The following is a 13,307-nucleotide window of genomic DNA, read 5'->3' as shown; positions in this document are numbered from 1 at the left end:
GAAACCACAGTATCACGACGCGGGACCGAGCCATTACAGATCAGCCGGCGGGCTTCGGGGCCGTCAGCCTCGCCTCCGCGTCGATCGCCCGCTGGAGCGCCGACTTGATGTCGTCCTGCGCCTTGCCGAAGGCCGTCCAGTCGCCTGCCTGCCGGGCCTTCTCGGCTGCCTCGATCGCCTTCTTGGCATCGTCGAGGGCCGCCTTGACCGTCGGGTCCTGGGCGGTCGGGGGCGTGGTGGTGCCCTCGCCCGGCGGGGTCACCGGAGTCGTCGGCACCGTCGGCGCCTCGGCCCCGAACACCACGTTGAGCGCCTTCTCCAGGCTGTCCTCGAACGCGGTCTGGTTGCCGTACGTCACCAGCACCTTGCGCAGCAGCGGGTACTTCAGATTCGAACTGCGCACGTACACCGGCTCCACGTACAGCATCCCGCCGTCGAGCGGCACCGCGAGCAGGTTGCCGTACTCGACCTCGGAGTCGCCGCCGCGCAGCAGCCGGATCGACTCGGCGATCTTCGGCTCGGACTGGAACTTGCTCTGCACCTGCTTGGGGCCGTCGACCGGCTTGCTGGTCGGCAGCTTCAGGATCCTGATCCTGCCGTAGTCCGGGGTGCCCGGATCGGCGTTGACCGCCATGAAGGCGCTCAGGTTGTCCCGCTCGTTCGGCGTGAACGTCGTCGTGAGCGAGAAGACCTGGTCCTTCTCCTTCTGGTCCGGCATCTTCATCGACAGGTAGTACGGCGGGACCGCCGTGCCGGCCTTGTTCGTCGGGTCGTCCGGGACGGCCCAGGCCTCACTGCCGCTGAGGAACGTCTGCGGGTCCGTGACGTGGTACCGGGTGAGCAGCTCGCGCTGGACCTTGAAGAGGTCCTGCGGGTAGCGCAGGTGGTCCATGAGCGGCTTGGAGATCTCGCTCTTGGACTTGACCGTTCCCGGGAACGCCTTCATCCAGGTCTTGAGGACCGGGTCCTCGGTGTCCCACTGGTACAGGTTGACCGTGCCGTCGTACGCGTCGACGGTGGCCTTGACCGAGTTGCGGATGTAGTTGACCTGGTTCTCCTGCGCCACCACCGCGCGCTGGCTGTTGGTCAGGGAGTCCGCGGTGCTCTGGCCCAGCGTGGTGCGCGAGGCGTACGGGTAGCCGTTCGTCGTCGTGTACGCGTCGACGATCCACTTGATCCGGCCGTCGACGACCGCCGGGTACGGGGCGCCGTCGATGGTCAGCCACGGGGCGACGGCCTCGACGCGCTCCTTGGGCGTGCGGTGGTAGAGGATCCGCGAGCCGTCGCCGATGGCGCCGGAGTAGAGGATCTGCGGCTCACTGAACGCGAGCGCGTACGCCGCCCGGTTGACCGGGTTGCCGAGGTTGACGCCGGAGTCGCCCTCGTAGCTCGTCTCCTTCTCGCCCTTGTCGTCCGAGTAGTCGAGCTCCTTCTGCGGTCCGCCGACGATCGAGTACTGCTTCGTCTGCTCGCCGTAGTAGATGCGCTGCTCGAAGTCCGTGCCGAACATGCCCTTGGAGGGGAGGTCGGACTGGGTGAAGTCGGGGGCGCCGTCCTTGACGGTGGTGCCCTTGGCCGCGACGACGCCGTAGCCGTGCGTGTACTTGAAGTGGTCGTTGATCCAGTTGTTCTTCGGGATGCCGCCGATGTTCAGCTCGCGCAGCCCGATGACCGTGTCCTGGCTCTTGTACCGGTCCACCGCGAGGGTGGACGGGAAGGCGTAGTAGCCCTTGACCTGCTGGAGCTGCTGGAAGGCCGGGGAGACGATGTTCGGGTCGAGGAGGCGGACGCTGGCGGTGGTGTCGGCCGCCTGCCGCAGCTTGCTCTTGTCCTCGGTCTGCGGGACGCCCGGGTAGTCCTTGACCTCGGACCGGTCGATCCCGTACGCGTCGCGCGTCGCCTTGATGTTCTTCTCGACGTACGGCGATTCCTTGGCCTGCTCGTTCGGCTGGACCTGGAACTTCTGCACGATCGCCGGGTACAGCCCGCCGATCAGGATCGCCGAGAGCACCATCAGGCCGAAGCCGATGACCGGCAGCTGCCAGGTGCGGCGCCACAGCGTCGCGAAGAACAGCGCGGCGCAGATGGCGGCGATGGCGACGAGGATCGTCTTCGCCGGCAGGTACGCGTTCGCGTCGACGTAGCGCAGACCGGTCCAGTTGTCGGCGGCCTTGAAGTCGCTGGACTTCACGGCGAGGCCGTACCGGTCGAGCCAGTACGCGACCGCCTTGAGCGTCACGAAGAGGCCGAGCAGCACCGACAGGTGCCCGGTCGCCGCGGCGGTGGCCCGGGCGCCCGGGCTGGTCACGCGCAGTCCGCCGTAGAGGTAGTGGACGACGACCGCGGCGATCACCGACAGCACGACCGCGGCGAAGCCGAAGCCGAGCAGGAAGCGGTACCAGGGCAGGTCGAAGGTGTAGAACGACACGTCCAGGTGGAACTGGGGGTCCTTCTGCCCGAAGGGCACCCCGTTCACGTACATCAGCCAGGTCTTCCACTGGCCGGCCGCCGAGGCACCCGCGATCATGCCGACGAGCGCCGCGATGCCGAGGAGCAGCCACGTCTTGTACGGGGCGACGCTCATCCGGTAGCGGTCGAGGCTCTGCTGCTCCATCGACATCGCGGACAGCGGGGGCCGCAGCCGGTACGCCAGCCAGATGTTCAGCCCGACGGCACCCGCCATCAGCAGGCCGAAGACGGCGAAGAGGCCGACCTTGGTCCACAGGGTGGTGGTGAAGACGGTGGAGTACTTCACGGACCGGAACCAGAGCCAGTCCGTCCAGAAGCCCGCGAACATGATGAACGCCATGCCCAGGACGGCCAGTACGCCCAAGGTCATCAGAAGAGTGCGGGCACGCCGGGAGGGGCGGCCGACTCTCATCCGTGGCCCGGAGGGGCCTCCGCCGCGGTCCGGCATCTGGAAAGCCAAGGTGCGCACCTCGAAAGTCGCTGAGTGTCGTCGCTGGACAATTTCAAAAGCTGGGCACCCGATCGTAGGGCCCACTCATTCAACTTACTGAGGCTTTAGTCAGTTCCCGGTGTCGGGTGGAAAGGAGGCAGGATGTAGTCCATGTCCAACGTTTCTCCTTCCCCCGGCACGCCGATGGCGGCCACCCCCCTGACGCGTGCCGTCCTTGAGATCGACGAGTACGCCTCCACCCTCGGCTGGGACAAGCCCGCCCGGCTGTTCGCGCTCGTCGACACCGCCAAGCTGCGCAAGTCCGAGCCCCGGCTCGCGGGCCAGCTCGGCCTCGACCAGGACGACACGGGCAAGAGCCAGCTCACCCCGATCGAGCAGGACGAGGTGCCGAAGGGCATGCCGCTGGACAAGTTCCTGGGGACCATCGCCTGGCCCCCCGCGATCATCGGCTGCGCCCTGACCGTGGAGCGGCTGATGCTGCCGCCGTCCGCGGAGGCCTCCGTTCCGGAGGGGCTCAGCGACAAGCAGCTGGCCAAGTGGGTCGCCGCGCACCCGGACCGGCAGGAGGTCCGCCTGACCGTGGGCGTCCTGCGCGACGGGTCGCGGGAATCCGCGGTGCGGCTGCGCGAGAAGGACTCGTCGAGCGAGGTCCTGACCGGCGCGAGCCTGGTGCCGGGGCTGGCCGAGGCGCTGGCCGCGACGTTCCTGGACTGAGTTCCCGGACCGGACGGGGCCGGCGGCGGCCGGAGCCGCCGCCGCGGACCGGTCAGGGCTTGCCGCACTGCGGCAGCCCGGCCGTGTCCCCCTTGCTGATCTTCTCCAGCGCCTTGGTGGCGTCGCCGATGGTGGAGACCTTCACGAGGGTGAGGCCGTCGGGGATGTGCTGGGAGGCCGAGGCGCAGTTCTCGGCGGGCGTCAGGAAGAACTCGGCGCCCGCCTTGCGGGCACCGATCGTCTTCATCTGGATGCCGCCGATGGGGCCGACCTTGCCCGTGTCGTCGATGGTGCCGGTGCCCGCGACGAACCTGCCGCCGGTCAGATCGCCCGGCGTGAGCTTGTCGACGATGCCGAGGGCGAACATCAGGCCCGCGCTCGGGCCGCCGACGTCGGCGAGCTTGATGTCGATGTTGAACGGGAAGGTGTGGTCGGTGCCCGCCCGGATGCCGACGATGGCGTGTCCGTCGCCCTCCGCCTTGGCTGTGGTGATCGTGACCTTGGCCGACCCGGTGGGCTCGCGGTGCGCCTTCTCGGCCTCGGCCGCCTCGGCGGCGGGCACGATGGCGAACTCGACCGGTTCGCCGGCCTTGCGCCGGGTGACGAGCTTGGCCACGTCCTCGGGGGCGCCCACCGGGTTGCCGTCGACGGACCGGATCACGTCACCGGCGTGCAGCTTGCCTTCGGCGGGGCTGCCCTTGACGACCGTGGAGACCACGACGCGGGAGGTGACCCCCGGCGTGCCCAGCTGCTTGAGGGCCGCCACCTTGGCGCTCTCCTGCGACTGGCTGAACTCCTCGGCGTTCTCCTGGGTGGACTGCTCCTCCGTCTTCCCGTCCGGGTAGAGGTTCTCGTGCGGGACGACGATGTTGTCGTCGGACAGCCAGCCGTAGACCGCTTCCAGCAGGTTCATGTCGTAGTCGGCGCCCGTGACGCGGACCGTCGTCATGTTGAGGTGCCCGGAGGCCGGGTACGTCTTGTGGTCCGCGATGCTGATGACGGGCTCGCCGTGCGAGTCCCCGAGCGTGTTCACCGTGGGGCCCGGGCTCATTTCCGAGTACGGGACCTTGATGAACACCCCTGCGCAGAGCAGCGCGAACAGCATGAGGGTGGAGGCGAGCATCGTCGCAGTGCGGCGTGGCATGGATCGACAGTACGGGACGGCCCTGAGGGCCGGCCGCCGGGGCCGGTCCGTACGGGAGCCGCAGGCGGAACTCTCAGCGGATTCTCACGGGGCCCTGCCCGGGACGCTTCATACGGCGTCGGAACCGGAGTGGGCCGCTGTCTTCGCCCGGGCCTCATCGGCCTTGTTCATTGCTTCACGGAACCTCGCGTATCCCGCGAGTTCGGATATGTCACCTTGGGTGCGGTCGCGCGCCGCCCAGCTGCCCCATATCGCCGCTCCGATCGCGGCGAACAGTGGAATCAGCAACCACGCCAGTGACGCCATGGACGTGCCTCCCTGCCCCGAAAGTACGTGTCGTTGGTGGCTTCAACGCTCGTGCCCGGGAGGGGGTTACGCAAATCGAGGGCGTGTTGCGCGGCCGAACGGGTGGGACAGTACCCGGTTGCCGAAACCTTCCCGCGCGCGGGGCCCACCCGGAGGGTCAGCAGGCGCCGACCCACTCCTCCGTGCCGTCCGAGAACGTCTGGTGCTTCCAGATCGGGACCTCGTGCTTCAGGTCGTCGATCAGCATCCGGCAGGCCTCGAAGGCCTCTCCGCGGTGCGGGCAGGACACCGCCACGATCACCGCGAGATCACCGACGGACAGGTCGCCGATGCGGTGGACGGCGGCCAGGGCGCGGACCGGGTACTTGGCCGTCACGCGCTCGGCGATGCGGCGCATCTCCGCCTCGGCCGTCGGGTGGCAGGAGTAGCCGAGCGCATCGACGTCGGCCCCGCCGTCGTGGTTGCGCACCGTGCCGACGAAGAACGTCGTACCGCCCGTCGCATCGTCGCCGACGGCCTTGAAGACCTCGTCGATCGAGAGCGGGGTCTCGCGGATCGCGAGCAGCCGGATCGGGTCCGGAGCGGCCTGCTCGCCGGGGTGGTCGAAGTGCGGTGCCATGCAGCCATCGTGCACCACCGCTCTCACATCGCGGAATAGCCGATTCGACCGGCTGTACGACCCCGGGGTATGGAGCCTCCTACAGGAACGGCCGCTCCGGCGCCCGCCACGGCGGCAACCGGAGCGACGCCCGGGCCGCCTGCCCGTGGCGGTGACCAGGCCCGCTGCCGGGGCCCGGACCAGGGACCGGAGCGGGGCCGGGGCCGGGGCTCCGGTCCCGGCGCGTCAGATGCCGCGCCGCCTGCGCGCCCGGCGGACCACCGCGGCGGCGCCCAGCAGCGCGACCGTGGCACCCGCGGCACCCGCGGCCGTGGCGTCCTTGCGCCCCAGCCGGCGGCCCGCGACGGTGTGCCGGCCCGCGACCTCCTGGAGGAGCTCGGCCAGCACCTCCTCGTTGGTCCAGCGCGGCCGCCAGCCCGCCGCGTGCAGCCCGCTGACGCTGACCACCCACGGGTGCATCGTGTACGCGAGGTCGCCGGCCGGGGACGGCGTCAGGCCGATCCGGTGCAGCCGGGCCGCCGCGCCCAGCGCGACCGCCGACGGGAGCTCCATGCGGCGGATGCCGCTCAGCTCCTCGACCTCCTCCTGCTCCAGCCAGCCCTCGCAGCCGACCGCCAGCTCGCCCTCGACCTTCTCCAAGGCCGCGTACTCCAGCGCGCTGACCAGGTCCTCGACGTGGCAGAACTGCCAGGTCGGGCGGGATCCGGCCACCACGAGCAGGCGCGGGGACTCGAAGTACCGGGTCAGCGCGGTGTCCGTGCCGCCGACCAGCACGGCCGGGCGGACCACGGTGACGTTCAGACCGGGGTGCGCCCGGGGCGCCCGGCGGCCGAGCCGCTCGATCTCCAGCAGGTCGCCGACACCGGTCGCCTCGGCCGTGGCCCGCAGCTCGGAGTCCTCCGACAGCGGGATGTCGTTGTCCGGGAGGGCCCCGTAGACCATCGCGGAGGTGCACAGCACGACCCGGTGCACCCCGGCCGCCGCGGCGGCCGTCAGGACGGTCTGGGTCCCGCGCACGTTGTACGCCGTACGGGCCGCCGGGTCCGTTTCGAGGTCGAGGTCCAGTGCCAGGTGGACGACCACGTCGGCGCCGCGCAGTCTCTCGGCGATCGCGGGGTCCCGTACGTCCAGGACGTGCCACTGCGCGTCCGCGCAGTCCCCGCGCCGCTCGTCGATCGCCACGACCTGCTTGACCTCGTCGGAGGCGGCCAGGCGGGCCACCAGGGCCGCGCCGACCCCGGAGGCGGCGCCGGTAACGGCGATCACGGGGCCTCGTGCAGCCTGGTTTCGCGGCTGGCGAACGCCGTGGGCGCTCTCACCGTGGTCAGGGCGGTTTTCGGCGTCGTGCGGCGCGCGAACCTGCGGATCTGGGGAACTCACCAGGCGTCTCCAGCGGTTGTCTTCAGTAGGGACGCGCCGTGACGCGTACCTACCAGGTGATGTCCATCCTGCCGCAGCCCAGGAGTCGGCGGAGCACCGAGCCCGGAAGCGGGAGTGGTGTCTACGCTGGGTGGTGTTGTCGGACCATTTCCCGTCGGCCCTGCCGGCGGCCCTACGAGCCGAGGAAACCCGTGAGCGACACCCCATTCGGATTCGGCCTTCCGCCGGAGGAGCCTACGGGCGGCGACGAGGGCAAGGAGAAGGGCAATCAGGGCGGTCAGGGCGGCCCCAATCCGTTCGGGTTCCCGGGCATGGGCCTGCCCGGCGGCGGCCAGGGCGGCGCGGACAACCCGTTCGCGGCGATGTTCGGCTCGATGAACCCGAACGACCTGGGGGCTGCCTTCCAGCAGCTCGGCCAGATGCTCAGCTACGAGGGCGGTCCCGTGAACTGGGACATGGCCAAGGACATCGCCCGCCAGACCGTCGCCCAGGGCACGGCGGACGGTGTCAAGGACACGAGCGTGGGCATCGCCGAGAAGTCCGCCGTCGAGGAGGCCGTGCGCCTCGCCGACCACTGGCTGGACGGCGTGACCTCGCTGCCCTCGGGCGCCACCACGGCCGTCGCGTGGAGCCGCGCCGAATGGGTCGAGGCGACCCTCCCGGTGTGGAAGGAGCTCGTGGACCCCGTCGCCGAGCGCGTCGGCGCGGCCATGGGCAGCGTGCTGCCCGAGGAGATGCAGGCCATGGCGGGCCCGCTGCTGGGCATGATGCGCTCCATGGGCGGGGCCATGTTCGGCCAGCAGATCGGCCAGGCCGTGGGCGTGCTCGCGGGCGAGGTCGTCGGCTCGACCGACATCGGGCTGCCGCTGGGCCCGGCGGGCAAGGCCGCCCTGCTGCCGCTGAACATCGAGGGCTTCGGCAAGGACCTGGGCGTCCCCGCCGAGGAGGTGCGGCTGTACCTGGCCCTGCGCGAGGCGGCCCACGCCCGGCTGTTCGCGCACGTGCCGTGGCTGCGCTCGCACCTGCTCGGCACGGTCGAAGGGTACGCGCGGGGCATCAAGGTCGACACCTCGAAGCTGGAGGACGTGGTCGGCCAGATCGACCCGTTGAACCCGGAGCAGCTGCAGGAAGCGCTCCAGGGCGGCATGTTCCAGCCGCAGGACACCCCCGAGCAGAAGGCCGCGCTGGCCCGCCTGGAGACGGCGCTCGCGCTGGTCGAGGGCTGGGTGGACGCGGTCGTGCACGAGGCGGCCAAGCCCCGGCTGACCTCGGCGGACGCCATGCGCGAGACCATGCGCCGACGGCGCGCCTCGGGCGGCCCGGCGGAGCAGACGTTCGCGACCCTGATCGGGCTGGAGCTGCGCCCCCGCCGGCTGCGGGACGCCTCGCGGCTGTGGGCCTCGCTGACCGACGCGCGCGGTGTGGACGGCCGCGACGGGCTCTGGGAGCACCCGGACATGCTGCCGACGGCCTCCGACCTGGACGACCCGGACGGGTTCGTGCACCGCGAGCAGCTGGACTTCTCCGAGATCGACAAGATGCTCGGCGAGGCGGCGCAGAAGCGCGACCAGGGCGAGCAGGGTGCGCAGGGCGACGACGAGGGTGAAGGGAAGAAGTGAGCCTGTACGACGATGCGGTCCAGGTCCTGAAGGGGTTCGAGGGCCGGGACGAGCAGCAGAGCGCGCTGCGGGACGTCTACCTGGAGCACCTCGCCACGCACCCCGACGGGGTCTACAAGCCGTGCCAGGCCGGGCACGTCACCGGCAGTGCGCTGGTCATCGACCCGGCGGGCGGGCGCGTACTGCTGACCCTGCACAAGAAGCTCGGCATGTGGCTGCAGATGGGCGGGCACTGCGAGCCCGGCGACAGCACGCTCGCCGGGGCCGCGCTGCGCGAGGCCGTCGAGGAGTCCGGGATCGCGTCCGGGCTGAGCCTGCTGCCGGGCGGTCCGGTGCGGCTGGACCGGCATCCGATCCCGGCACCCTGCAACTGGCACCTGGACGTGCAGTACGCGGCGCTGGCCCCGGCCGGCGCGGTCGCGGAGATCAGCGAGGAGTCGCTTGACCTGCGCTGGTTCCGGTACGAGGAGGTGGCGGCGGCGGCCGACACCTCGGTCGTGCGGCTGTTGGAGGCGACCCTGGCGCGGCTCTGACGCCCCCGGAACGACCGGAAGGGGCGGCCCCGCATCCGCGGATCCGCCCCTTCCGTGTGCCGTGTGCCCGTACTAGTTCCAGGCGTTGTTCTGGTTCTGGGCGTGGACGCCGTGCTGGCCCATGCCGTACTGCGCGGCCATGCCCTGTCCGAGCTGGGCGTTCTGCGGCGGCAGCACCTCGCTCGGCTGCACCAGTGCGAACCCGGTGCCGAGGAAGCTGAGCTCCCAGCCCTCGCCGGTGTTGCCGCGCCGCCGCCAGACCCCGCTGGAGTGCGTCTGGGCCTGCATCTGCACGCGCAGCGAGGTGGACCAGGCGACGATCGCGTCCGCGTCGGCGTTGACGTACTTGTCCGGCGTGACCTGCATCATCAGCGGCTGCCCGGAGGTCATCAGCGCGACCTTGCCGCGGCCGGTGATGTTGAGCTGGTACTTGCCGGAGCCGGAGATCCCGTACTGGCTGTCCACCGCGATGGCCTCGGTGTGCAGGCTGGAGTCCAGGGCCAGCACGTAGCTGCTGTCGACGGTGAGGCCGTCCCGGTCCACGTCCACGACGTGCACGTACTGGGCGAGGTTGGCCAGGTAGACCGTGCCCTGCCCGGAACAGCGCATCAGGTCGAGGCCCTCACCGGTGCGGGCGAGGGCGGTGCGCTGGGTGGTGCTCTGGTACTCGCCGTCGAAGTCGATGATCCCCTGGTAGGCGACCATCGCGCCCTTGCGGGCGAGCACGTCGTCGGAGCCGGCCAGCGTGACCCTCAGCAGCTGCGGGTTCTGGACGGCGTACCGCTCCTGGGACTGCGCCTCGGCGTGGGCGAAAAGTGCGCTCTGCATGATGTGTCCGCTCCCCCTCAGCCCCGGCCCCGGAGCCGGTCGGTGCTGTCCTCACTGGGCTGTACGACGACGATGCCCTGACCCGAGAAGGCCATCTGGTAGGCCTCCCCGCTGCCCCGGCCGATCATCGACGAGGCCTTGAAACTGCGCTTGCCCTTCACCTTGAGGTTCGGGGACCAGGCGACGAGCGCGTCGGGGTCGACGTACGTCTCGTCCTCACCGCGGCCGCAGTCGACCACGATCGGGGTGCCGCGGGAGGTGATCGCGACCCAGCCGGTGCCGGAGACCTGCACGTTGAACAGGCCCTGGCCGGCGAACTTGGCCATACCCTTGACCCGTTCGACGCCCCACTGGAGGTGGGCGTCGAAGGCGAGCAGGTTGGTGCCGTTGACCGAGAGCGCATCGTTGTTGAGGTTGATCACAACGACGTCGGCGCCGTAGTCGGCGAGGTAGAGCAGGCCGTCGCCGGTGCACTTCATCAGCGGGGCGCCCTCGCCGGTGAGCCACTGCGAGGCCATCTGGCGCAGGGCCGGCGGGTTGGGCTCGTACTGGACGAAGCCCTCGTACGCGACCATCGACCCGGTGCGCGCGAAGAGGTCCTGGCCGCTCTGCATGGCGACCTTGAGCATGGCCCGGCCGTGGTTCTCCATGCGGGCCGTGACGGGGGTGGGGGCGTAGCCCGCGAGCTGCTGGTTCATTGCGTTCATGACGGGCTCCCTCAGACCTCGTACGGCTGGACGACGATGAAGTTGCCGGGAGCGCCGCGGAACTGGAGGTTCACGGTCTCCCCGCTGTGGCCGGGGTAGGCGTTGCGCCGCAGCCGGACCTGGCTGGAGACGATCACCTGGGAGGCCGCCGACCACGCGACGATGGCGTTGCTGTCGGCGAAGGTGGTCGGGGTGACGGGCAGCACGACCGGCGTGCCGTGCGTCTTGACGATCACCGTGCCGGAGCCCTGGAACAGCATCGTGAACAGGGCGCCGCCGGGGATGCCGTGGCCCTCGATGCGCCGGACCTCGTGCTGGAGGCTCTCGTCGAAGGCGAGGACGCTTTCGGCGGAGACGCAGATTCCGTCGCCCTGGAGCTCGATGGCGTGCAGGTGGGCGCCGTTCTCCGCGAGGAAGACCTGGCCGCGGCCGCTGCAGCGCATCAGCTGCATCTCCTGGCCGGTGGCGTTGCCGACGATGCGCCCGGCGAAGCCCGCGCCCTTGTAGCTGAAGTCGACCTTGCCCTGGTACAGGACCATGCTGCCCTGGCGGGCGAGGACGGGCTGGCCGCCCATCGACAGGTCGACCCGCATGAGCTGCTGGTTCTGCGAGGTCCAGCGGGCGCCGGTGGGGACTTCCTTGTACGGCTGGAGGGCGGCCGCGAGGCCGGCGCCGGCGGCCTGCGGGGCGCCCTGGCCGTAGCCGGGCTGCTGGCCCGGCATCTGGCCGTACGGAGCCGGCTGCTGGCCGGGGGCCTGGCCGTAGCCGGGGGGCTGCTGGCCGTAGGACGCGGGGGCCGGGGCGGGCGGCGGGACCTGGCCGTAGCCGGGCATCTGGCCGTACGAGGGATGCGGCTGCTGGCCGTACGAGGGCGGGCCGGGCGGCTGCGGGGCGTGCGGCGGCTGGCCGTACGGTGCGGGGGCCGGCGGGGTGGTCAGCGGGCCGACCATGGTCGGGGCCGAATGGACCGGCGCGGGCGCGGCGGGCTGCTGGTACTGCGGGGCGGGGGCCGGGGCGGGCTGCGGGACGTACGGGGCCTGGGGTGCCGGAGGGGCCTGGACCGGCGTGCCGAAGGACGGCGCGGGGGCGGCCGCCTGCGGGGGCGGGGCGAATCCCGGCGAGGCGCCGGCCTGGGCCGGGGCGGGGGCCTGCGGCTGCTGCGGGGCCTGCTGCTCGTCCTCCTCGGCGACCTCGCCGCCGAAGTTCTTCAGCAGTGCGGCGAGTCCGCCGTCGAAGCCCTGGCCGACCGCGGCGAAGCGCCAGACGTCCTTGAGGTAGAAGTCCCCGAGCATCACCGCGCGCTCGGTGGTGAACTCCGTGCCCGTGAACGAGTACCGGACGACTTCCTCGCCGCCGGCCACGATCCGGAGGTAACCCGGTCCGATCTGCGACATTTGTCCGGCGCCGTCGATCGTGGCGGTGAAGGACAGCTTGTGGATGCCCGCCGGAACGCGGTCCAGCGTCACCCGGAAGGACTCGGTGTCGCCGGCCTGCGCGCCGAGCTGCTGAATGGACTCCTCCGGCGACTTCGGCTGGTTGTAGAAGACGAAGTAGCGGTCGTCCGACAGCCGCTCGTCGGCGTCAAGGCCGAAACAGCTGATGTCGATGGCGAGTCCGGGGCCGGCGATCTGGACGCCGACGTACAGATCCGTGCCTGCCGTCAGATCGCTGATCCTGGCCTTGTGACCGCGTTGGAATTCCCTGGCCATACGTAACGACCGTCCCCCATCCCGACAGTGAAATGCGTGCCGCTCAGGCTAGCCGCATCTGCCGACATCCGGCCAAGCCGGTACCGACCCGGTACATATCGATACGTCCGCGCCCGACGGAGCTCGGACGGAATCATTCCTCGCGGGCCGCGGGGACCTTGGGGAGACGCTCGGCGGCGACCACTCCTTCCAGGTAGCCGCGGGCGCGCTCGGTGCGCGGGTAGGCCTCCAGCAGTTCCCAGAAGCGGGGGCCGTGGCCGGGCACGAGGAGGTGGGCCAGCTCGTGGAGCAGCACGTAGTCGACGACGTATTCCGGCATCCCCTGGAGGCGGTGCGAGAGCCGGATGCTGCCTTCGGCGGGGGTGCAGGAGCCCCAGCGGGTGTTCTGGTTGGTGACCCAGCGGACCGAACGGGGACGGGCGCGGGCGCTGAAGTACTGCTCGGACAAACGCTCGGCCCGCTCGGTGAGTTCCGCGTCGCCGAGGGTTCGCCTGCTCTCCTGCGCGGCCAGCTTGTCGAGCATGACCCCCACCCAGCGCTGCTCCTCGGCCTCGGACATCCGGGCAGGGATGAGGACGACCGTACGGTCACCCTCGCGATAGGCGGACACGGTCCTGCGGCGGCGCGCGCTCCGGCGGACTTCGACGGCGCGCTGCTGTGGGTCGGCGGACACGCCCAAGACCGTACCCGCTCGCCGTGGCCGAAGTCCCCCTGCTCCACCGTTCGAACATGATCGATTCGAAGCCGGTACAGGAAACACCCTTTTCCTCCATCTCATATGCCTAATAGCCCTCGCCTGTGGACAAATGCGAGCGGGGAATGCGGCGG

The 13,307-nt window shown here is 70.7% G+C and carries 12 protein-coding genes; 3 read left to right on the top strand and 9 right to left on the bottom strand.

The genetic code is table 11. From position 1 onward, the window contains the following. Positions 1-40: 40 nt before the first annotated feature. Entirely contained in the window at positions 41-2,917 is a 2,877-nt protein-coding gene (locus ABTY04_RS04040; protein ID WP_352211875.1) for a UPF0182 family membrane protein, read from the bottom strand. A gap of 153 nt (positions 2,918-3,070) precedes the next feature. Between ABTY04_RS04040 and ABTY04_RS04035 the strand changes: the two genes are divergently transcribed. Beyond that, positions 3,071-3,634: a PPA1309 family protein gene (locus ABTY04_RS04035; protein ID WP_352211726.1), complete on the top strand. Its 564-nt coding sequence runs from the start codon at positions 3,071-3,073 to the stop codon at positions 3,632-3,634. Between the two features lie 52 nt (positions 3,635-3,686). On the opposite strand, the gene ABTY04_RS04030 is transcribed toward ABTY04_RS04035, so the two are convergent. The 4 genes from ABTY04_RS04030 to ABTY04_RS04015 form a co-directional block, all read right to left on the bottom strand. Continuing rightward, positions 3,687-4,778: a YlbL family protein gene (locus tag ABTY04_RS04030; RefSeq protein WP_352211725.1), complete on the bottom strand. Its 1,092-nt coding sequence runs from the start codon at positions 4,776-4,778 to the stop codon at positions 3,687-3,689. Between the two features lie 108 nt (positions 4,779-4,886). Next, the gene (locus ABTY04_RS04025) at positions 4,887-5,084 is read right to left on the bottom strand and encodes a hypothetical protein (protein WP_352211724.1); all 198 of its coding nucleotides are present in this window, start codon (positions 5,082-5,084) and stop codon (positions 4,887-4,889) included. A gap of 157 nt (positions 5,085-5,241) precedes the next feature. Continuing rightward, on the bottom strand, positions 5,242-5,703 hold the full coding sequence (locus ABTY04_RS04020; protein WP_352211723.1) for a molybdenum cofactor biosynthesis protein MoaE: 462 nt from the start codon (positions 5,701-5,703) through the stop codon (positions 5,242-5,244). Between the two features lie 225 nt (positions 5,704-5,928). Then, positions 5,929-7,083: an SDR family oxidoreductase gene (locus ABTY04_RS04015; protein ID WP_352211722.1), complete on the bottom strand. Its 1,155-nt coding sequence runs from the start codon at positions 7,081-7,083 to the stop codon at positions 5,929-5,931. 191 nt (positions 7,084-7,274) lie between these two features. On the opposite strand from ABTY04_RS04015, the gene ABTY04_RS04010 reads away from it, so the two are divergent. Together ABTY04_RS04010 and ABTY04_RS04005 are read left to right on the top strand one after the other, a co-directional pair. Next, a complete protein-coding gene (locus ABTY04_RS04010) occupies positions 7,275-8,702 on the top strand; it encodes a zinc-dependent metalloprotease (RefSeq protein WP_352211721.1) in 1,428 nt (475 codons plus the stop codon). Continuing rightward, positions 8,699-9,235, top strand: a complete 537-nt coding sequence (locus ABTY04_RS04005) for an NUDIX hydrolase (RefSeq protein WP_352211720.1) — start codon at positions 8,699-8,701, stop codon at positions 9,233-9,235. The genes ABTY04_RS04010 and ABTY04_RS04005 overlap by 4 nt, the downstream gene beginning before the upstream one ends. 72 nt (positions 9,236-9,307) lie before the next feature. Here the strand turns inward: ABTY04_RS04005 and ABTY04_RS04000 are convergent, their stop codons facing one another. The 4 genes from ABTY04_RS04000 to ABTY04_RS03985 form a co-directional block, all read right to left on the bottom strand. Then, positions 9,308-10,063, bottom strand: coding sequence for an AIM24 family protein (locus ABTY04_RS04000; protein WP_352211719.1), 756 nt, complete (start codon positions 10,061-10,063; stop codon positions 9,308-9,310). 17 nt (positions 10,064-10,080) lie between these two features. Next, entirely contained in the window at positions 10,081-10,761 is a 681-nt protein-coding gene (locus ABTY04_RS03995) for an AIM24 family protein (protein WP_352211874.1), read from the bottom strand. A gap of 20 nt (positions 10,762-10,781) precedes the next feature. After that, positions 10,782-12,479: a TerD family protein gene (locus ABTY04_RS03990; protein ID WP_352211718.1), complete on the bottom strand. Its 1,698-nt coding sequence runs from the start codon at positions 12,477-12,479 to the stop codon at positions 10,782-10,784. A gap of 133 nt (positions 12,480-12,612) precedes the next feature. Continuing rightward, a complete protein-coding gene (locus tag ABTY04_RS03985) occupies positions 12,613-13,257 on the bottom strand; it encodes a M48 metallopeptidase family protein (protein ID WP_502996550.1) in 645 nt (214 codons plus the stop codon). Between the last annotated feature and the right edge of the window lie 50 nt (positions 13,258-13,307).

The sequence above is a fragment of the Streptomyces sp. NPDC097981 genome, assembly GCF_040302565.1.
Classification (GTDB): domain Bacteria; phylum Actinomycetota; class Actinomycetes; order Streptomycetales; family Streptomycetaceae; genus Streptomyces.
Note: the sequence above shows the minus strand (reverse complement) of the source record. Positions and strands in the feature narration are given on the sequence as shown.

Bases quoted from the DNA above. Each gene is read 5' to 3' on its own strand.
- ABTY04_RS03990 (WP_352211718.1), bottom strand. From the start codon at position 12,479: ATGGCCAGGGAATTCCAACGCGGTCACAAGGCCAGGATCAGCGATCTG.
- ABTY04_RS04025 (WP_352211724.1), bottom strand. From the start codon at position 5,084: ATGGCGTCACTGGCGTGGTTGCTGATTCCACTGTTCGCCGCGATCGGA.
- ABTY04_RS04040 (WP_352211875.1), bottom strand. From the start codon at position 2,917: ATGCCGGACCGCGGCGGAGGCCCCTCCGGGCCACGGATGAGAGTCGGC.
- ABTY04_RS04000 (WP_352211719.1), bottom strand. From the start codon at position 10,063: ATGCAGAGCGCACTTTTCGCCCACGCCGAGGCGCAGTCCCAGGAGCGG.
- ABTY04_RS04035 (WP_352211726.1), top strand. From the start codon at position 3,071: ATGTCCAACGTTTCTCCTTCCCCCGGCACGCCGATGGCGGCCACCCCC.
- ABTY04_RS03995 (WP_352211874.1), bottom strand. From the start codon at position 10,761: ATGAACCAGCAGCTCGCGGGCTACGCCCCCACCCCCGTCACGGCCCGC.
- ABTY04_RS04030 (WP_352211725.1), bottom strand. From the start codon at position 4,778: ATGCCACGCCGCACTGCGACGATGCTCGCCTCCACCCTCATGCTGTTC.
- ABTY04_RS04020 (WP_352211723.1), bottom strand. From the start codon at position 5,703: ATGGCACCGCACTTCGACCACCCCGGCGAGCAGGCCGCTCCGGACCCG.
- ABTY04_RS03985 (WP_502996550.1), bottom strand. From the start codon at position 13,257: ATGAGATGGAGGAAAAGGGTGTTTCCTGTACCGGCTTCGAATCGATCA.